Below are 17938 nucleotides of genomic sequence, written 5' to 3'. Positions count from 1 at the left end.
GAGGATCACAGGCACCTTGTCGTGCCTGTGATGAGCGGAGCGAGGGTGAGGGGGCGGTTCCCGAATGAACCTCATCCGGACGAGCCCCCTCACCGTCGGCTTCCGCCTCGACGCGCTTCCCGACGAGGGGGAGACGCGTCCCTCTCCCCGCAGGCGGGGCGAGGGGATGCTCACGCCCGGACCGCACGTGGTCGATCAGCTCAGCCGAAGGACTCAGCCGCCGCCCCTCTCACGGTCCCGCGCTCGACAGCCGCGCGGGTGGCGCTCCCCGCAGGGCGGTGCTGACGGGGACGAGGCGAACGCCGCGGGCTTCGAGGTCACTCGCCCAGCGGGCGATCCGCTCGATCGTCATCGGCATGGCGCCCGCCGAGGCCAGCGCGAACCCGGTCGCCTTGGCCTGGGCCTCCAGCCGGGCGAGTTCGCGGTCGATCGCGTCCGCCTGGGGCAAGGCATCGAGGACGATCTCGGCGCGGGCGACGGGGATCTTGAGCTTGCCGCCGAGAGACGTCGCCAGCGAGCGCGACGACGCGCCGTCATCCACGAAGCCGAGCCCCCTCGCGCCGATCTCGCGCAATACCGGCTCGAAGGCGGCGGCATCGCCTTCGAGCTTGGCTCCCATGAAGTTCACGAGACCGACATAGCCTCCGAACCGGCTCATGACCCAGGACAGACGGTCCAGGTTTTCCGGCGGCCGCGAACTCGTCAGCATGGTCTGCGGGCCGGGATCGCTGTCGGGATAATCGAACGGCTCCATCGGCGCCTGGACCAGGATCTCATGGCCGAAATCGCGGGCGCGGGCGACGCTGCGTTCGAGATCGCCGCCATAGGGTGAGAAGGCGAGGCTGATCGCCGGCGGCAGCTTGGTGATGGCGCCCGCCGTCGCGGCCTGCCCGACGCCGAGGCCCGTGACGAGAATGGCGATGCGCGCGCCCGGCGCGCCCGCATCGGGATCGGGGCGGGCATAGACGTCGAGGGGTCGGCGGCGGCCGTCGCCGATCTTCGGCACGCTGCCATGACGGCCCCGCTCCAGCAGGCGAGGATCGGGGGCGGCCAGGCGCACGGGCTCGCTGTCGGGCACGCGGATGATCACCGCATCGGTGGCGGCGGCACCGGCCGGCCGCACCACACGGACGCCCGAGGCCGTCTCGACCTCGCCGGCCGAACGCGGCGCCGACGACGCGGGCGGAGGCTCGGGGGCCTTCGCCACGGGAGCGGGGGCCGCCGGTTCGCGCAGGGTGATCGCCGCGAAAGCGGCGGGCTCGCCCCCCTGGGGATCGCCGGTCACGGCGAGGATCGTGATTCCGATGGCGAGGCCGGCCGCCGCGAGGGCGACCAAGGTCGGCGGGCTCATCCGGGGCATCGAGACACCGCGCAGCCGCTGGCCGAGCGTGCGGGACGCCGCAGCACTCTTGGTTCCCAGCGGACGGGTCAGGATGTCGTCGGTGGCCACGGTCAGCCGTTTCCCTGAGGGCTCGCGAACGACCGAGGCGGGCTTATCGTGTGAGAAACGAAGCGGCCCGCCGAGTCGGTCTGACCGACATTGCGGGCCGCGCTGGTTAACGTTTCTTTAAATCCCGCGACGCCGGCGGCGTTTCAGGATGGAGCCGTGATCTTCAGTTCGGAACGGCGGCCTTCGGCGTGTTGGCCGCGCCCTTCTGGATACCCCGGATGAAGTCCACGGCCGCGATCAGCTGCTTGTCCTTGGCCGGATCCGGCGGGACGTAAGCCGAGGAACCGCCGCGCTCCTCGACATCCTTCTGCTTGAGGTGCCCCTTCAGGCCGGCCTCGCCCTTGGTCTCGTCCTTGCCCTTCAGCTCGTCGGGAATCTCCTGCAGGACCTCCTGGTCCGGCTCGATGCCCTTGGCCTGGATCGAGCGACCCGACGGCGTGTAGTAGCGCGCCGTGGTGAGACGCAGCGCGCCGCTGCCGCCGAGCGGGATGATCGACTGGACCGAGCCCTTGCCGAAGGAGCGCGTGCCGAGCACGGTGGCGCGCTTGTGATCCTGCAGGGCGCCGGCCACGATCTCGGAGGCCGAGGCGGAGCCGCCATTCACCAGGACGACGATGGGCTTGCCCTTGGTGAGGTCGCCGGACTTGGCCGAGAAGCGCTGGGTCTCGTCCGGGTTGCGGCCACGGGTGGAGACGATCTCGCCCCGGTCGAGGAACGCGTCGGAGACCGACACGGCCTGGTCGAGGAGGCCGCCCGGATTGTTGCGCAGGTCGAGGACGTAGCCCTTCAGCTTGTCCTGGCCCACTTCCCCGGAGAGCTTGTCGATGGCGTTGCGCAGGCCGTCATAGGTCTGCTCGGTGAACTGCGTCAGGCGGATGTAGCCGACATCGCCGCCCTCGGCGCGCGAGCGCACCGGCTTGATCTTGATGACGTCGCGGTTGAGCACGACGTCGATCGGATCCTTGGATTCCTTGCGGGAGATCTTGAGCTTCACCGGCGAGTTCACCGGGCCGCGCATCTTGTCGACGGCCTGGTTCAGGGTGAGACCCTGGACCTGGTCCTCGTCGATCTGCGTGATGATGTCGTTGGTTAGGATGCCGGCCTTGGAGGCGGGGGTGTCGTCGATGGGGCTGACCACCTTGATCAGGCCGTCCTCCATCGTGACCTCGATGCCGAGGCCGCCGAACTCGCCCTTGGTCTGCACCTGCATGTCACGGAAGCTCTTCGAGTCCATGTAGCTCGAATGCGGGTCCAGCGAGGTGAGCATGCCGTTGACGGCCGCCTCGATCAGCTTGGCCTCGTCGGGCTTCTCGACATAGTCGGTCCGCACCTTCTCGAACACGTCACCGAACAGGCTGAGCTGGCGGTAGGTCTCGGCGGAAGCCGCCACCGCGCTGGTCCCGGAGAGCAGATGCGTCTGGGTGGCGAGGAGTGAGGAACCGACGCCAAGGAACGCGCCGGCCAGGACTAGGGAAATCTTGCGCATTATCCGCGAACCTTCTCGCTGGGGCTCTTCGCCCACCAAGGCTCCGGATCGATGGAGCCGCCGTCTTTCCTGAACTCGACGTACAAGACCGGTCCGTCGCGGTCGCCCGGTGTGGCGCCCTGGCCGCCCTCACCCATAGCTGCCACCGGTTCCCCCGCAAGCACGAACTGTCCGACCTCGACGTTGATCTGATCCATACCGGCCAGCAGCAGATAGTAGCCATCGCCGGCATTGATGATCAAGAGTCGTCCATACGAGCGGAACTGCCCAGCGAACGACACCCACCCATCGGATGGAGAGGAAACCACCGCCTTCGGGCGGGTCGCGAGCGATATGCCGCGGGTCGTTCCGCCATTGCCGTCGGGCTGGTTGAAGCTGCGCAGCGTCGTGCCGCTCACCGGCCTCGGCACGTCGCCGCGTGTGTCCACGAAGCGGATCTTGGGGGCGAGCCGCGCGGGATCGCGTGTGCCGGCCGCCGCGAACCGCTCCTGGGTCGCCCGCGCTTCCTTCGTCTCGGCGGCGCGGGCCTCCTCCGCCGCCCGGCGGGCCGAGGCGACCTCGTTCTCCATCCGGTCGAGGAGTTCCTTCAGGCTTTTCGCCTGGACACCGAGCTCGGCCGTGCGCGCGCGCTCGGTGACGAGACCACTCTCGACTTCGGCGAGCCGGGTACGGCGGGCCGTAATGAGGGCGTTGAGCCGCTGCTGCTCCCGGGCCCAGCCGGCGAGGTCGTTCTGCAGGCCCTCGCGATCGGCGGCGATGAGGCCCTTCAGGCGCACCATCTCGGTGAGGTCGGCAGCCAGGGTCTCGGCCTCGCCGCGCAGTTCGGGCACCACCGCGCCGAGCAGCATCGAGGTGCGGATGACGGCAAGCACGTCCTCCGGCTGGACCAGGACCGCCGGAGGCGGCCTTCGTCCCATGCGTTGCAGGGCGGCGAGGATCTCGGCGATGACGCCCCGTCTGGCTTCGAGGGAGCGGCGGATGCCGGCTTCGCTGGCGGTGAGCGTCTTCAGGCGCTCCTCCAGCCGGCTCATCCTGCCCTCCGTCGCCTGCGCCTGACGGGCGGCGTCGAGGAGGGCCGCATTCAGCTTGGCCCGGTCTCCGGCGACCGAGGCGACCTCCGCTTCGAGCTTCGCCCGCGCACCGGTGGAGGCGGCGAGCTGCTCCTCGATCCGCTTCAGGTTCTCGGCGCGGCGGGCCTTCTCGTCGATGGCGCGCTGGATCGCGTCGGCGCCGGCGGCATCCTGCGGTTTCGGTGCGTCCTGCTGCTTTGGAGCGTCCTGTGCGTAGGCCGGACCGAGCGTCAGCACCGCCATCGCCGCATAGGCAGCGATACGGATCGCTCCGCCGTCAGGCCCGCGCCGCGCGTGTCCGCCCCTCATGCGTCGATGTCGCCCCGATGATAGGGATGCCCTGCCAGGATCGTCAGCGTTCTGTACACCTGCTCCAGCGCCAGCACGCGCACAAGGCCGTGAGGCAGGGTGGCCGCCCCGAAGGCGAGGGAAAGGTCGGCGCGCGCGCGCACCGCCGGCGCGAGCCCGTCGGCGCCGCCGATGGCGACGACCAGCGTCGCCGTGGCCGCGTCGCGCCAGGACGCGATCCGCTCGGCGATGCGTTCGCTGGTCCAGTCCGAGCGCCCGCGCTCGTCATAGACCAGCAGCACGCTCGATGAGGCCGGGGCATGGGACAGGATCGCCGCCCCCTCCTCCACGCTGCGGTCGACGGCGCGCCGGGCGCGGCTCTCAGGAATCTCGACGACGTCGCAGGCGGTGAGACCCAAGCCACGACCGAGTTGGACCGCACGTTCGCGATAGCGGGATGCGAGGTCCCGTTCGGGTCCGGGTTTGAGGCGGCCGACCGCCGTGACGAGCAGACGCACGCGTCAGGCGCCCCGCGCCATCGATCCGATGCTCAGCCGGCCAGCAGGTCGGTGGTCGGACGATCCGCGCCCCACATCTTCTCGAGATTGTAGAAGCCACGGACTTCCGGCCGGAAGATATGGACAATGATGTCGCCGGTATCGATCAGAACCCAGTCGCAGGCGGGCATGCCTTCGACCCGGGCCGTACCGAAGCCCTTGCTCTTCATTTCCTGCAGGATGCGGTCGGCGATGGCGCTGACATGGCGCTGCGAGCGGCCGGAGGTGATGATCATCGTGTCGGCCAGTGAGGTCCGACCGGCGAGATCGATCTCGATGGTCTCCTCGGCCTTCATGTCTTCGAGACAATCGAGCGCGAGCGTCTTCAGATCACCGATCCTCTGATCGGCGGCGTGGTCGGAACCTGTGGTTCCAGAATGGTGCGAATCGGTCAGTGTCTCGATTCCCGAAGTGACGGCGGTCATTGTATCTGAACAATCTATAGTCTGGAGAGAGTGGAACGATCACTCTCCGTTTTCAAGAGTCGCGACGCGCTCGTCACCGTCCCGCCCTCAGGGCGGTGGACGACAAGGTCGAGCGCGGGCCGTGGAGAAACACCCAGGCCGGGGGTTCGAGATCGGCGAGGAGGCCCGCATCCGATTCGTCGATGCGCCACCGGCCCATGGCCTGCGCCCCTCGGGCACTCGTCGCCGTCAGGGTGAAACCGGGCCTATCGATGATCGCGATCGGCATCATGGCGGCGATAGCACGAAAATCGCGCCAGCGGTGAAATGCCGCGAGAGAGTCGGCGCCCATGATCCAGACGAAGCGGACGCCTGGATGCCTGGCCCGGAGGTAATCCAGGCTCTGGCGCGTGTAACGGGCCCCGATCCGCGTCTCGAAATCGGTGATGGCGATGCGCGGATGGTTTGCCACGGCCTCGGCGATGGCGATCCGGCGATCGAGGGGGGCGAGCGCCGAGCGGTCCTTCAGCGGATTGCCCGGCGTGATCATCCACCACACCCGGTCGAGGGCGAGCCGCTTCAACGCCACCAGGCTTACATGCCGGTGGCCGAGATGGGCCGGGTTGAACGACCCGCCATAGAGCCCGATCCGCAGGCCGGGCGCGGCGGGAGGCAGCCGGGCGAGCCCGGCCGCATCAAGCCGCATGGAGAATGCCGGCCATCCGCATCAGGGACGGGTCTGCCCACGGCCGTGGACCCGGTACTTGAAGGTCGTCAGCTGCTCCACGCCCACGGGGCCTCGCGCATGCATGCGCCCGGTGGCGATGCCGATCTCGGCGCCGAACCCGAACTCGCCGCCATCGGCGAATTGCGTCGAGGCGTTGTGGGTGACGATGGCCGAATCGACCTCCGCCAGGAAGCGCGCCGCCTCGAAGGCGTCGGCCGTGACGATGGCATCGGTATGGTGCGAACCGTTGGCCTCGATATGGGCGATCGCGGCGTCGAGCCCGTCCACCACCTTCACGGCGATGATGGCGTCGAGATACTCGGTGCGCCAGTCGATCTCAGTGGCGGCGGTGACCCGTGCATCCACCGCCTGGGTAGCCGCATCGCCGCGGACGCTGCAGCCGGCCTCGATCAGCGCCGTGACGAGGGGGGCGAGGTGAGTCTCCGCCACGGCGGCATCGACGAGCAGGGTCTCGGCGGCGCCGCAGATGCCGGTGCGGCGCATCTTGCTGTTGATCACCAGCGTGCGCGCCATGTCGAGATCCGCGCCGGCCGCCACGTAGACGTGGCAGATGCCGTCGAGATGGGCGAAGACCGGCACCTTGGCCTCGGCCTGGACCCGCTCCACGAGGCCGCGCCCGCCCCGGGGCACGATGACGTCGATGCAGCCGTCGAGGCCCGACAGCATGGCGCCCACCGCCGCGCGGTCACGGGTGGGGACGATCTGCACCGCATCCGCTGGCAGGCCGGCGGCTTCCAGCCCCTCGCGCATGGCACGCGCGATGGCCATGGCGGTGCGGTGGCTGTCCGACCCGGCGCGAAGGATCGCGGCGTTGCCGGCCTTGAGGCAGAGGGCACCCGCATCGGCGGTGACGTTGGGGCGACTCTCGAAGATGACGCCGACGACGCCGAGCGGCACGGCAATCCGCTCGATCAGCAGCCCGTTCGGGCGCTCGAACGCCGCGAGCTGGCGACCGACGGGATCGGGCAGCGCGCCGATCTTGGCCACCGCATCGGCCATGGCGGCGAGACGGCCTTCGTCGAGGGTGAGGCGGTCGATCAACGCCTGGGTCTGGCCGCTCGCCGTGGCGGCGGCGACATCGCGGGCGTTCTCGGCGAGGATCGCGTCCCGGCTCGTCCTCAGGCAATCGGCCACCTGGCGAAGGGCGACATCCTTCGCCTGAGCCGAAGCCTGGGCGATCTTGCGGGCGGCCGCACGGGCCCGGTGGCCGATCTCCTGCATCTGCTCGGTAAGATCGGGAGCGGCGGCGAAATCGGATCTCAGATTCAGAACGGGCACGGTCTGTTTCCTCGCAGCTCACCGTTCAAGGCGATGGCAGCATGTTGACTGTGCCCTCATGCCACGCGTTAAGGCAGCAAAACAAGCACATTGCTCAATATTCGAGCCTATTCCCCGACCATTGCGAGGTCATCGCGATGCACCATTTCAGAACGACCGGGATGAGTAAGCAATTCCGCGATCTCCCGACTCGGGCGACCGATGATCTGCGCAGCCTGTGCACTATCGTAGGCCACGAGGCCACGCCCCAGGGTGCGTCCCTGCACGTCCCGGATGATCACCGCGTCCCCGCGCCCGAAGCTGCCCGACAATCCGGTGACGCCGACCGGCAGAAGGCTCGCGCCGCCTTGCAAGGCACGGGCCGCCCCGGCATCGACCACGAGGACGCCGCGCGGCTCCAATGACCCGGCGATCCAGGCCTTGCGGGCGGCGACGGGGTTCGAGCCGGACAGGAACCAGGTGCATCGCCCGCCCTGCAGGATGGTGCGAAGGGGGTTCTTCTCGCGTCCGTCGGCGATGACCATGTGGGTGCCGCCGCTGGCGGCGATCTTGCCCGCCTCGACCTTGGTGCGCATACCGCCGCGGGACAATTCCGAGGCCGGCCCGCCCGCCATGGCCTCGATCTCGGGCGTGATGCGCTCGACGAGGGGCAGGTGCCGCGCCTCCGGGTCGGTGGCGGGGGGGGCCGTGTAGAGCCCGTCGATATCGGAGAACAGCACCAGGACGTCGGCCCCGATCATGGTGGCGACGCGGGCGGCGAGACGGTCGTTGTCGCCGTAGCGGATCTCGCTGGTGGCGACCGTATCGTTCTCGTTGACCACCGGCACGGCCCGGACTTCGAGGAGCTTCAGCACCGTGGCCCGGGCATTGAGGTAGCGGCGGCGCTCCTCGGTGTCCTGCGGCGTCACCAGGATCTGGCCGGCGGCGATACCGTGATGGCCGAGCGCCTCGGCCCAGTAACGCGCGAGCGCGATCTGCCCCACGGCGGCGGCGGCCTGGCTCTCCTCCAGCCGGAGCGTGCCGGGCGCGTAGCCAAGCACCGTCCGCCCCAGAGCGATGGCGCCCGAAGAAACCACGAGCACATCCACGCCCCGCGCATGCAGATCGGCGATGTCCTCGGCGAGAGCCGCGAGCCAGGCATGGCGCAGGCGACCGCGCGCGCGGTCGACGAGAAGCGCCGAGCCGACCTTGATGACGACGCGGCGAAAATCCTGAAGGACGGGGATCTGGGACAAGGCGGTTTGAGCAGAAGAGGTCATGGCACGGGGGTGTAGGCGAACGCGATATCCGTGTGAACGAAGTCCTGCCCCTTGAACAGCAGCGGCAGCGCATGGGTCGGGGCGATACCGACCCGTCGCCTCACGTTGTCGGACTCGGCTTTCCGCGCGAGAGAGGAATGAGGGTAACGAAAGCGGCGAATCCATCCTCCAACATCCAGACAGTTCGGATCATGGGGTGGCGCCCATCCGGTGAAGTGATCGGCCCCTCGCACACGATCTTGGTGTCGCCTTGCGCAGTCGAGATCGTCCATGCATCCGGAGCGAGCAGAAGGTGATCGGCGAGCGAATCCTGCAGGACACGCGGCTCGCCAGCCTCGAAACCGAAGCGGAACAGAAATCTCGCCTTCGGGCCGCCGCGCGGATGATTGATATTGAGACAGTAGCGAGTCACCTTGTCCTCGCTGATCGTCAGACCACGGATCGAAGGTTAGATCTCGGCTCAAGAGGCGCTACGCCGCGTGCGGGTCAACGCCCCGGCATGCACCGTCGCCACTGCTCCCTCGGGGAGCGCGAACTCGACTTCAAACGCTTCGCCGTCACGCCAGACGCCGACAATCGTCCCTGCCGTACCGACTGGAATCGTCACACCGTCATCGGTCGTCACATCCGCAAGCAGGGTCACGTCGTCCAAATCCCGGAGCGCGGCTCCCGGATCGTCTTTCCTCAGCAGATAAAGGACTTCGATAGACATCGAAGCACTCTATCGCGAGTCGCGCGGCAGACAAAACGCTCGTTTATGGCTGCCAAGCCTCCGCCGGCCGTGCCTCGGCCTCGGCGGCCTTGGCTTCCATCATCTCCCGGGTGATCGCGCGGAGGGCGTCCTGCACACCGAGGCCGGTGGCCGAGGACAGGATCAGCGGCTTCGCCTTGGAGGCCCGCTTCAGGCGCGCGACCTGCTCTTTCAGGGTGTCGGGATCGACGGCATCGGACTTCGACAGGGCGACGATCTCGTGCTTGTCGGCGAGCCCGTTGCCATAGGCTTCGAGCTCCTTGCGGACGAGCTTGTAGGTCTTGCCGGCATGCTCGCTCGTGGCCTCCACGAGGTGGAGCAGCACACGGCAGCGTTCCACATGGGCGAGGAACTTGTCGCCGAGGCCGACGCCGTCATGCGCGCCCTCGATCAGGCCGGGAATGTCGGCGAGCACGAATTCACGCTCGTCCGAGCGGACCACGCCGAGACCCGGATGCAGGGTGGTGAAGGGATAATCGGCGATCTTGGGTCTGGCCGCCGTCACGGTTGCGAGGAAGGTCGACTTGCCGGCATTGGGCAGGCCGACGAGGCCGGCATCGGCGATGAGTTTCAGGCGCAGCCAGATCCACTGCTCATGGCCTTCGAGGCCCGGATTGGCGTGTTTGGGCGCGCGGTTCGTAGAGGTGGTGAAATAGGCGTTGCCGAAGCCGCCATTGCCGCCCTTGGCCAAGCGCACGCGCTGCCCGATATGGGTCATGTCGGCGATCAGGGTCTCGCCGTCCTCGGCGATGATCTCGGTGCCGGCGGGCACCTTCAGCACCACATCCGCCCCATTGGCGCCGTGGCGGTTCGAGCCCATGCCGTGCTCGCCCTTCTTGGCCTTGAAATGCTGCTGGTAGCGATAGTCGATCAGCGTGTTGAGGCCGTCGACACACTCGACCCAGACATCGCCGCCACGGCCGCCATCGCCGCCGTTGGGGCCGCCGAACTCGATGAACTTCTCGCGCCGGAACGCGACGCAGCCGGCGCCGCCGTCACCGGAGCGGACATAGACCTTGGCTTCGTCGAGGAATTTCACGGGTGTTCTCGTCTCTGTCTTGGGTTCGCTTGTGCCCTGCCCCCATCTGGGGCCGGACCTTACGCGAATCACATGCGGGTTCGGGTTCAGGCTGCGCCCTGACGGCACTTCCCGTCGAGGTTCAGGTACTGCACGCTGCGCAGGCCCGCCTCGAACCACGCCCCATCCGACTTCGTCCGGTCGTAGGCGTAGAGATTGATGACAATGGCGCCATCCGGAGACGTGAGCGTCGCCGGCACCTGCGCATCGTCGAAAGCCCAGATCGGGCGCGGCACGCCCTCACCGAAATCGGCCCGGCTACCGTCCATCTCGAACTGGCTCACCTGGGCGAAGACCGGCCGCTCGTCCTGGTCGGAGATCGCGAAGGCGAAGCCGACCTTGGGGCTTCGCCCGACGAAATTGTAGAATTCGCAATAGAGCGTCGGACTCTTGCGCGACGGCCCTGGCGCCGGTCGGAGCACCTCCGCGACAGAGGGTGCGGGCGGTTCGCGCCCCTCACCCAGAACGAAGAGGGCGAGGACGACCGAACCGACCACGGCGAGCCCCGCGAGACCGAGACTACCCTTCGTCATCGCGGGTCCGCTCCCGAACGCCACACCTCCGGGCGGGACCGATCGTCGAGACGACGAAAGGGAGGATGGCGCGCCATCCTCCCTTCGCTGTCGGACGATCGTCGCGCGGCCTGCCTAGGAAGGCACGCCGCTCCGCCGTGGGAGACCGTGGATTACTCCGCGGCTTCCTGATGCGGCACGACGGTGACGAAGGCGCGGCCGCGCTTCGTCAGGAACAGCACGCGGCCATCCGCCTTGGCGAAGAGGGTGTGGTCCGTGCCGATGCCGACATTGACGCCGGGGTGGAACTTGGTGCCGCGCTGACGGACGATGATGTTGCCGGCGATGACGGCTTCGGCACCGAACTTCTTCACGCCGAGGCGCTGGCCGGCCGAATCGCGGCCGTTGCGGGACGAACCGCCTGCTTTTTTATGGGCCATGGTGGCTTAAACTCCGAAATGTCTCGATCAGAACGTCAGGCGCTGATGCCGGTGATGCGCACCACGGTGTGGTGCTGGCGATGACCGCGCTTGCGGCGCGAGTTCTGACGGCGGCGCTTCTTGAAGGCGATGACCTTGGCGTCGCGGCCGTGGCTGACGATCTCGCCGGCGACGCTGATGCCCGACAGGAGCGGAGCGCCGACCTGGGTGGCGCCCGCGCCGTCCGTGAACAGCAGGACTTCGCCGAAGGTCACGGCGGAACCGGGCTCGCCCTCGACGGTGGCGATCGTGATGGTGTCGTTGGCGGCAACGCGATACTGCTTGCCGCCCGTCTTGATGACTGCGAACATCGTTCTCTCTTCGTGTTCTCTGCCGGCCTCCAGCCTAGCGAGCCTGGACCGTCTTCTTGTTCAGGTCATCCGCGACACCGATCGAGCGATGCTGCGAACGCGAAACGCGCGGACTTCGTCGAGGAAGCCGCGCGAGCGTCGGTGGATAGGCGTGGACGGGGTGATTTGTCAATGCGACGTTGCCGGAGCACCGCTCAGTGCGGCTCGACTCCGGTGTCGTCCCGTTCGGCGAGCACGGCTTCCACGATGGAGGGATGGCGCGCGATGATCGCGAGCAGGATGCGCGCGGAGGCGTCGGGCCGGTTGCGGCCCTGGTCCCAGTTCTGCACCGTATCGAGCTCGAATCCGAATGCCGTCGCGAAATCCGCCTGGGACAGGTTCATCCGCGTCCGGATCTCCTTGGGACTGACGTCCGGAATTCTCAACTCGACGGCCTCGATTCCAAGGTCCGAGAACCGGGCCACGAGAGCGCCGGAATCCTCGCTCCACATTTGAGCGGCGACCGTATCGCCCGCGGCGATCCGCTGAAGGAACGCATGTGCCCGCTTGAGGGACACGCCCTGCGAGACCAGGAGGCGCGCCACGTCGACCGGCCGGTCGATCTCAGCGCTCATGCGCAGCCGCAGACGAATGGGGGTACCGGAACGGGCGCTGGATTCGGCCTTTGGCACGTCCCGTCGTGCGAGTGCTTCCTTCAACGACAAGGCCATCGGATAACGAGCCGCTCTTTCCGAATGGTCACCGCTTCATCAACCCGCCCAGCACGTTCCGCAGGATCGCGTTGCCCACCTGCGTTCCCACCGTCCGCGCCATCGAGCGGGCCGCGTTGCCAATGACCTGTTCGGCGAGGCCCTGCGGCGGGCGGCGGCCTCCCTTCGCGGCGGGTTTGGAGCCAAGGACTCCGCCGAGCAGATTGCCGAGCATGCCGCTCAGGCCGCCTTCCGATTGCTGCGCCGCCTCAGCGGGAGCGGAATCCAGCCCCTTGCGAGCGGCGAGGATCTCGTAGGCGCTCTCATTGTCCACCGCCTCGTCGTATTTGCCGCGAAGCGGGCTTTTCGCGATCAACTCGGCGCGCTCGGCCGGTGTCAACGGCCCGACCCGACCCTGCGGCGGAGCGATGAGGGCGCGCTCCACCATCGAGGGCGTGCCCTTGGCCTCGAGGAAACTCACCAGGGCCTCGCCGACGGCGAGTTCGGTGATGGCAGAGGCGACGTCGAAACCGGGATTCTGCCGGAACGTGTCGGCGGCGGCCTTCACCGCCCGTTGGTCGCGGGGCGTGAAGGCACGCAAAGCGTGCTGGACCCGGTTGCCGAGCTGGCCGAGCACCGATTCCGGCAGGTCGAGGGGGTTCTGGGTGACGAAATAGACGCCGACACCCTTGGAGCGGATCAGCCGGACCACCTGCTCCACGGCATCGAGAAGGGCCTTGGGCGCATCGTCGAAGAGGAGATGCGCCTCATCGAAGAAGAAGACCAGCTTGGGCTTGTCGAGGTCGCCCACCTCCGGCAGCTGCTCGAACAGTTCCGACAGCATCCAGAGCAGGAACGAGGCGTAGAGGCGCGGCCGCTGCATCAGCTTGTCGGCGGCCAGGATGTTTATGATGCCGCGCCCGTCGCGGTCGCGCTTCATGAAATCGTTGAGGTCGAGCGCCGGCTCGCCGAAGAACTGGTCGGCGCCCTGGTTCTCCAGCATCAGCAATTGCCGCTGGATCGCCCCGACGGAGGCGGCCGAGACGTTGCCGTATTTGCCCGAGATCTCCTTGAGGTTCTCGGTGCAGTAGAGCAGCAGCGCGCGCAGGTCCTTCAGGTCGAGGACCGGCCATTGGTTGTCGTCCGCGACGCGGAAGGCGATGTTGAGCACGCCTTCCTGCGTGTCGTTGAGTTCGAGCAGCCGGGCCAGCAGCAGCGGCCCCATCTCGATCACCGTGCAGCGGATGGGGTGCCCTTGCGCCCCGAACAGGTCCCAGAACACGGTGGGGAAACGGTCGGGCTCGTACGTGATCCCGAGTTCCTCCGCGCGCTTGACGAAGACAGGCTTCGATTCGCCCGCCGCCGCCAGCCCCGAGAGGTCGCCCTTGATGTCGGCGGCGAAGACCGGGACGCCGGCATTGGAGAACCCTTCGGCCAGTACCTGGAGCGTCACCGTCTTGCCGGTACCGGTGGCCCCGGCCACGAGGCCGTGGCGGTTGGCGAGCCTGAGCGTGAGGGCTTCCGGCTTGGTGCCGCTTTTGCCAACGAGGAGGGTGCCGTCGCTCTGCATGGTCGCCTGATCCCACCGCCTCGCGTCGCGCCCAGCGCTGCGACCCTGGGGTTATGACGCCCGGGGGACGCATTTTCCAGCAGCACCGCACCCGGCGCTTGATTTCATCGCGGACAGACCAGATGGACTACGCACACTCATGCGTTGGAGCATCGTTACATGGAAGAGTTGATTGCCCGCGTCACCACCGTGACCGGGCTCGACGCCGCGACGGCCCAGACCGCCATCGGCCACATCCTCGCCTTCCTGCAGAAGGAAGGCCCGGCCACCGAGGTCGCCCAGCTCTTCGCGGCGATGCCCGGTGCGGATGCGGCGGCGGCCCAGGCGAACGAGGGCGAGGGCGGCGGCGGCCTGATGGGCATGCTCGGCGGCATGATGGGCGGGGGCGTGATGGCCCTCGGCCAGAAGCTGATGGCGGCCGGCGTACCCATGGGGCAGATGCAGCCCCTCGGCCGCGAACTCTTCGCCTTCGGCCGCGAGAAGGCCGGCGAGGACGTGATGGGGCCGATCGTCGGTTCGATCCCCGGCCTGAACCAGTTCGTCTGAGACCGGTTCGGCTGGCCTCTCTTCCCCGGTGCCTAAGCCGGAGAAGAGGAGAATGGGAAAGGTTCGGCGGCTACCCATGGAAGGGTCGCCGGCGAACCATTTTGGCGCGACACTAACCGTCTCTGGATTCACGCAAAAGCCTGTCATAAAAGCGTTCGGGCTTCGTGGTGATGTGACCTCGCGGATATGAGGCTCCGGCGCTCCATCGGGAGCCGGCCTCGCGGGTCCGACAGAGCGGAATGGACTGATGGTCCCGAACTTCGCACGCGATGCCTCCACGGCGTGGCTCAATGGCTGGGAGGCGCGTGTCCATGCTCCCATCGCCCGGTTCAAGCAGAAACGCCTTGAGGCGGGGCATGCGGGTTTCGCGGGCATTCCGGGACTTTCCGGCCTTCCCGGCTTCGGCGCCAGGGCGCTGGTTCCCCCCGGTGCGACGCCGATCCGGTTCAAGCCGCGCCTGAAGAAGCCCCTCGCCGCACCGGGGCTCGACCCGGTCCTCGGCCGCATCGGCGATCTCGAAGTCCGCCTCGCCACCACCGTTTCCGAGATCCGCCGCGCCCAGCGCCTGCGCTACCAGGTGTTCTACCAGGAGATGTCGGCGGTGGCCTCCGGCATGTCGCTGCTGTCCCGGCGGGACATCGACGATTACGACACGGTCTGCGACCACCTGCTGGTGATCGACCATGCGGCGACGGAGGCGAAACCCTTCCGGCGCCCGAGGCCGAAGGTGGTGGGCACCTACCGCCTGCTGCGCCAGGACGCCGCCGACCGCAATTTCGGCTTCTACACCGCCGGCGAATACGACATCGCACCGCTGCTGGCGGCCCATCCCGGCAAGCGCTTCCTCGAGCTCGGCCGCTCCTGCGTGCTCAAACCCTACCGGACCAAGCGCACGGTGGAGCTGCTCTGGGCCGGGATCTGGGCCTATGTCCAGCACCACCGCATCGACGCGATGCTGGGCTGCGCCAGCCTGGAGGGGACCGACCCGGACAGGCTCGCCCTGGCGCTCAGCTTCCTCCACCACCATGCCCGCGCCCCCGAGCCCTGGTGCGCCAGGGCGCTGCCCGGTCGCCATGTCGCCATGGACAGACTGCCGCGCGAGGTGGTGGACCCGAAGGCCGCGCTCCAATCCCTGCCGCCGCTGATCAAGGGCTACCTGCGGGTGGGGGCCACCTTCGGCGACGGCGCGGTGATCGACCACCAGTTCGGCACCACGGACGTGTTCGTCGTCCTGCCGGTCTCGGCCATCGCCGCCCGCTATATCGGCCATTTCGGCCCGGCCGCGAACAAGCGCGCGGCCTGAGCCCCCCGGTAGGTTTACATCGCAGAACCGGGGGACACTTCTGCGAAACCTGGTTAGGCCGCCGCGCTCACGCGGCGGGATTTCAGGTAGGCCGCGACCTCGTTGGCGGGGAGCGGCCGGCTGAACAGGAAACCCTGCACCTCGTCGCAGCCCTCGCTCCTGACGAGTTCGAGCTGCTCGGTCGTCTCGACGCCCTCGGCCACGATCCCCATGCCGAGCCGCTCGCCGAGGCCGACCACCGCGCGCACGATGGCCGCCGCGTCCGGCTCCGCGATATCCTTGATGAAGGCGCGGTCGATCTTGATCTTGTCGAAGGGAAACCGACGGAGATAGCTCAGCGACGAGTATCCGGTGCCGAAATCGTCCAGGGCGATCTTGACGCCCAGTCCCCGCAGGCGGTGCAACGTCGCCACGACGCCCTCCGGGTCCCGCATCAGCGCGCTCTCGGTCACTTCGAGTTTGAGCCGATCCGTCGACAGGCTCGCCCCGTCGAGGGCGCTCGACACCGAGCGCTCGAGGTCGTGCTGGAACTGCACCGTCGAGACGTTGACGGCGACGCGGATCTCGTCCGGCCACGTCATCGCCTCGCGGCACGCCTCCGCCAGGGCCCAGGCGCCGAGCGACATGATCAATCCCGTCTCTTCGGCCACCGGAATGAATTCGCCGGGCGAGATGAGCCCCCGCTCGGGGTGATGCCAGCGCATCAAAGCCTCGAAGCTCGTGACCCTGTCGGTCACGAGGTCGATGACCGGCTGATAGACGAGGAAGAAGTCGCCCCGCCGGATCGCCTCCTTCATGTCGAAGGCGAGAAGGTGCCGCGAGGAATGGCGCGCGGCCAAGGCGGGCTCGAACAGCCGATAGGTATCGCGCCCGATCGTTTTGGCCTCGTAGAGCGCGATATCCGCCCGCCGGAGCAGGTCGTCGACGGTAATGGCCTCACTCGGCATCATCGCGGCGCCGATGCCGACACCGATCTCGACCACCATGCCGTCGATCTCAATGGGTGCGCCGAGAACCGCGATCACGTGCTGGGCAATCGCATCGGCCTCGTGCGGACCGCCGAGCCCTTCGAGCACGAGCGCGAATTCGTCGCCCCCGAGCCGGGCCACGGTACCACCGGAGCCAACGGCTTCGAGCAGGCGATCGGCGACGATGCGGAGGAGACGGTCGCCGCCGCTATGGCCCAGCGTGTCGTTGACCGCCTTGAAGCCATCGAGATCGCAGGTGAGGACCGCGACGGTGGAGCGGCCCTCGCGGGGGCGCATCACGGCCCGGTCGAGACGGTGGCGAAGCAGGCGGCGGTTCGGCAGGCCCGTCAGGTCGTCATGCAGGGCCAGATACTCGGCCCGCGCCTCGGCTTCGTGGCGATGGGTGATGTCGATCTGGGTTCCAACCGCACGCAGGGCCCGGCCGGTGCGGTCACGCTCCACGACGCGACCGCGGGTCAGGACCCAGAACGACGTGCCGTCGCGGCAGACCACCCGATGCTCGCACTCGCAGGTGGAGGTGAGGCCTCTGACATGCTCGGCCATGGCGAGGGTCAGGCGCTCACGATCCCCCGCATGGACGATGTGATCCATCGGTTGGCGGGCCTCGATGGCATCGACGGCGTAACCCAGCCGCGCCAACCAGCGTTCGGACATCCAGATCGTCCCGTTGGCGAGGTTCGAATCCCAGATCCCCTCCACGCCGCTATCGAGCGCGAGCGCGAGACGCTCCTCGCCCAGCCGCCTTCTCCCCTCGCTCGCGCGCAAGGCCCGCACGGATCTCAACCAGCCCTTCAGGACGATGCGAGGGCCGGACCGTCCCGCATCCGCGCCGCAGAAGGCACGGCCGGGGAAATGAGTCCGGCGAGACATGTCCGTGGGCAGATTCCCGGTGGCGGGGCGGGCATCGGTTGATGACGGTCGCATCCGCCAAGCGACTGTTCGAAGCCACGCGGCGATCTTCAGCGGCGACGCCATCGCTTCACTCATCGACCGGCAAGTCCGAGGCGGATGCAAGTCTGAGGCGGATGCAAGTCTGAGGCGGATGGGAGAATCGCCCGCGCCCGCGCGGGCTGAACGCATTTTGCTCCGACCATGAACCGTGTGCCGCCACGACCCGCTTTCCATTCGATGGCGATACTTGCGCAAAACCGCCAGAATCAGCCGGTGCCC

The 17938-nt window shown here is 68.0% G+C and carries 20 protein-coding genes; 2 read left to right on the top strand and 18 right to left on the bottom strand.

Annotation, left to right across the window (positions count from 1 at the left end; all coding sequences use genetic code 11):
* Positions 1–229 precede the first annotated feature (229 nt).
* The 17 genes from RQI43_RS16200 to RQI43_RS16125 all read right to left on the bottom strand — a co-directional run bounded on the left by RQI43_RS16200 (position 230) and on the right by RQI43_RS16125 (position 13930).
* Positions 230–1456 carry a divergent polysaccharide deacetylase family protein gene (locus tag RQI43_RS16200; RefSeq protein ID WP_311275837.1) on the bottom strand — a complete coding sequence of 409 codons (1227 nt, stop codon included), beginning with the start codon at positions 1454–1456 and terminating at the stop codon, positions 230–232.
* A 157-nt stretch (positions 1457–1613) separates the two neighbouring features.
* Positions 1614–2936 (bottom strand): S41 family peptidase, encoded by a 1323-nt coding sequence (locus tag RQI43_RS16195; protein ID WP_056422300.1) that lies wholly within the window; start codon positions 2934–2936, stop codon positions 1614–1616.
* Entirely contained in the window at positions 2936–4249 is a 1314-nt protein-coding gene (locus RQI43_RS16190) for a peptidoglycan DD-metalloendopeptidase family protein (protein ID WP_207412221.1), read from the bottom strand. Before RQI43_RS16190 ends, RQI43_RS16195 begins: the two co-directional genes overlap by 1 nt.
* 62 nt (positions 4250–4311) lie before the next feature.
* On the bottom strand, positions 4312–4812 hold the full coding sequence (rlmH, locus tag RQI43_RS16185) for a 23S rRNA (pseudouridine(1915)-N(3))-methyltransferase RlmH (protein ID WP_056422305.1): 501 nt from the start codon (positions 4810–4812) through the stop codon (positions 4312–4314).
* A 32-nt stretch (positions 4813–4844) separates the two neighbouring features.
* Positions 4845–5276: a ribosome silencing factor gene (gene rsfS, locus RQI43_RS16180; protein WP_311275799.1), complete on the bottom strand. Its 432-nt coding sequence runs from the start codon at positions 5274–5276 to the stop codon at positions 4845–4847.
* Between the two features lie 73 nt (positions 5277–5349).
* Positions 5350–5961 carry a nicotinate-nucleotide adenylyltransferase gene (locus tag RQI43_RS16175; RefSeq protein WP_056422307.1) on the bottom strand — a complete coding sequence of 204 codons (612 nt, stop codon included), beginning with the start codon at positions 5959–5961 and terminating at the stop codon, positions 5350–5352.
* Positions 5962–5982: 21 nt separating this feature from the next.
* Positions 5983–7281 carry a glutamate-5-semialdehyde dehydrogenase gene (locus RQI43_RS16170; RefSeq protein WP_311275798.1) on the bottom strand — a complete coding sequence of 433 codons (1299 nt, stop codon included), beginning with the start codon at positions 7279–7281 and terminating at the stop codon, positions 5983–5985.
* A 107-nt stretch (positions 7282–7388) separates the two neighbouring features.
* Positions 7389–8540, bottom strand: a complete 1152-nt coding sequence (proB, locus tag RQI43_RS16165; RefSeq protein WP_056422313.1) for a glutamate 5-kinase — start codon at positions 8538–8540, stop codon at positions 7389–7391.
* Positions 8537–8644 (bottom strand): type II toxin-antitoxin system VapC family toxin, encoded by a 108-nt coding sequence (locus RQI43_RS16160; protein WP_311275797.1) that lies wholly within the window; start codon positions 8642–8644, stop codon positions 8537–8539. Before RQI43_RS16160 ends, proB begins: the two co-directional genes overlap by 4 nt.
* Positions 8641–8967, bottom strand: coding sequence for a DUF6883 domain-containing protein (locus RQI43_RS24565; RefSeq protein WP_405030643.1), 327 nt, complete (start codon positions 8965–8967; stop codon positions 8641–8643). Before RQI43_RS24565 ends, RQI43_RS16160 begins: the two co-directional genes overlap by 4 nt.
* 33 nt (positions 8968–9000) lie before the next feature.
* The gene (locus tag RQI43_RS16155; RefSeq protein WP_056422320.1) at positions 9001–9252 is read right to left on the bottom strand and encodes a DUF4926 domain-containing protein; all 252 of its coding nucleotides are present in this window, start codon (positions 9250–9252) and stop codon (positions 9001–9003) included.
* A 43-nt stretch (positions 9253–9295) separates the two neighbouring features.
* Positions 9296–10330 carry a GTPase ObgE gene (gene obgE / locus RQI43_RS16150; protein WP_056422324.1) on the bottom strand — a complete coding sequence of 345 codons (1035 nt, stop codon included), beginning with the start codon at positions 10328–10330 and terminating at the stop codon, positions 9296–9298.
* An 86-nt stretch (positions 10331–10416) separates the two neighbouring features.
* Entirely contained in the window at positions 10417–10902 is a 486-nt protein-coding gene (locus RQI43_RS16145) for a hypothetical protein (protein WP_311275796.1), read from the bottom strand.
* Positions 10903–11054: 152 nt separating this feature from the next.
* Positions 11055–11321: a 50S ribosomal protein L27 gene (gene rpmA / locus RQI43_RS16140; RefSeq protein WP_056422330.1), complete on the bottom strand. Its 267-nt coding sequence runs from the start codon at positions 11319–11321 to the stop codon at positions 11055–11057.
* A gap of 35 nt (positions 11322–11356) precedes the next feature.
* Complete coding sequence (gene rplU, locus RQI43_RS16135) at positions 11357–11671, bottom strand: 50S ribosomal protein L21 (protein WP_056422333.1); 315 nt, start codon at positions 11669–11671, stop codon at positions 11357–11359.
* Between the two features lie 194 nt (positions 11672–11865).
* Positions 11866–12285: a hypothetical protein gene (locus RQI43_RS16130; RefSeq protein WP_311275795.1), complete on the bottom strand. Its 420-nt coding sequence runs from the start codon at positions 12283–12285 to the stop codon at positions 11866–11868.
* 124 nt (positions 12286–12409) lie between these two features.
* A complete protein-coding gene (locus RQI43_RS16125) occupies positions 12410–13930 on the bottom strand; it encodes a helicase HerA-like domain-containing protein (protein WP_311275794.1) in 1521 nt (506 codons plus the stop codon).
* Between the two features lie 159 nt (positions 13931–14089).
* On the opposite strand from RQI43_RS16125, the gene RQI43_RS16120 reads away from it, so the two are divergent.
* A complete protein-coding gene (locus RQI43_RS16120) occupies positions 14090–14476 on the top strand; it encodes a DUF2267 domain-containing protein (RefSeq protein ID WP_311275793.1) in 387 nt (128 codons plus the stop codon).
* Positions 14477–14723: 247 nt separating this feature from the next.
* A complete protein-coding gene (locus RQI43_RS16115) occupies positions 14724–15779 on the top strand; it encodes a GNAT family N-acetyltransferase (RefSeq protein ID WP_056422346.1) in 1056 nt (351 codons plus the stop codon).
* A gap of 53 nt (positions 15780–15832) precedes the next feature.
* Here RQI43_RS16115 and RQI43_RS16110 read toward each other — a convergent pair whose 3' ends face one another.
* A complete protein-coding gene (locus tag RQI43_RS16110) occupies positions 15833–17638 on the bottom strand; it encodes a bifunctional diguanylate cyclase/phosphodiesterase (RefSeq protein ID WP_056422347.1) in 1806 nt (601 codons plus the stop codon).
* Between the last annotated feature and the right edge of the window lie 300 nt (positions 17639–17938).

The sequence above is a fragment of the Methylobacterium sp. WCS2018Hpa-22 genome, assembly GCF_031843785.1.
Classification (GTDB): domain Bacteria; phylum Pseudomonadota; class Alphaproteobacteria; order Rhizobiales; family Beijerinckiaceae; genus Methylobacterium.
This window is presented reverse-complemented; position numbering and strand designations above follow the sequence as displayed.

Excerpts from the sequence above, each read along its gene's own strand:
- RQI43_RS16195 (WP_056422300.1), bottom strand. The coding sequence starts at position 2,936 with ATGCGCAAGATTTCCCTAGTCCTGGCCGGCGCGTTCCTTGGCGTCGGT.
- RQI43_RS16190 (WP_207412221.1), bottom strand. The coding sequence starts at position 4,249 with ATGGCGGTGCTGACGCTCGGTCCGGCCTACGCACAGGACGCTCCAAAG.
- rsfS (WP_311275799.1), bottom strand. The coding sequence starts at position 5,276 with ATGACCGCCGTCACTTCGGGAATCGAGACACTGACCGATTCGCACCAT.
- RQI43_RS16175 (WP_056422307.1), bottom strand. The coding sequence starts at position 5,961 with ATGCGGCTTGATGCGGCCGGGCTCGCCCGGCTGCCTCCCGCCGCGCCC.
- proB (WP_056422313.1), bottom strand. The coding sequence starts at position 8,540 with ATGACCTCTTCTGCTCAAACCGCCTTGTCCCAGATCCCCGTCCTTCAG.
- RQI43_RS16155 (WP_056422320.1), bottom strand. The coding sequence starts at position 9,252 with ATGTCTATCGAAGTCCTTTATCTGCTGAGGAAAGACGATCCGGGAGCC.
- RQI43_RS16145 (WP_311275796.1), bottom strand. The coding sequence starts at position 10,902 with ATGACGAAGGGTAGTCTCGGTCTCGCGGGGCTCGCCGTGGTCGGTTCG.
- rpmA (WP_056422330.1), bottom strand. The coding sequence starts at position 11,321 with ATGGCCCATAAAAAAGCAGGCGGTTCGTCCCGCAACGGCCGCGATTCG.
- rplU (WP_056422333.1), bottom strand. The coding sequence starts at position 11,671 with ATGTTCGCAGTCATCAAGACGGGCGGCAAGCAGTATCGCGTTGCCGCC.
- RQI43_RS16130 (WP_311275795.1), bottom strand. The coding sequence starts at position 12,285 with ATGAGCGCTGAGATCGACCGGCCGGTCGACGTGGCGCGCCTCCTGGTC.
- RQI43_RS16125 (WP_311275794.1), bottom strand. The coding sequence starts at position 13,930 with ATGCAGAGCGACGGCACCCTCCTCGTTGGCAAAAGCGGCACCAAGCCG.
- RQI43_RS16120 (WP_311275793.1), top strand. The coding sequence starts at position 14,090 with ATGGAAGAGTTGATTGCCCGCGTCACCACCGTGACCGGGCTCGACGCC.
- RQI43_RS16115 (WP_056422346.1), top strand. The coding sequence starts at position 14,724 with ATGGTCCCGAACTTCGCACGCGATGCCTCCACGGCGTGGCTCAATGGC.
- RQI43_RS16110 (WP_056422347.1), bottom strand. The coding sequence starts at position 17,638 with ATGTCTCGCCGGACTCATTTCCCCGGCCGTGCCTTCTGCGGCGCGGAT.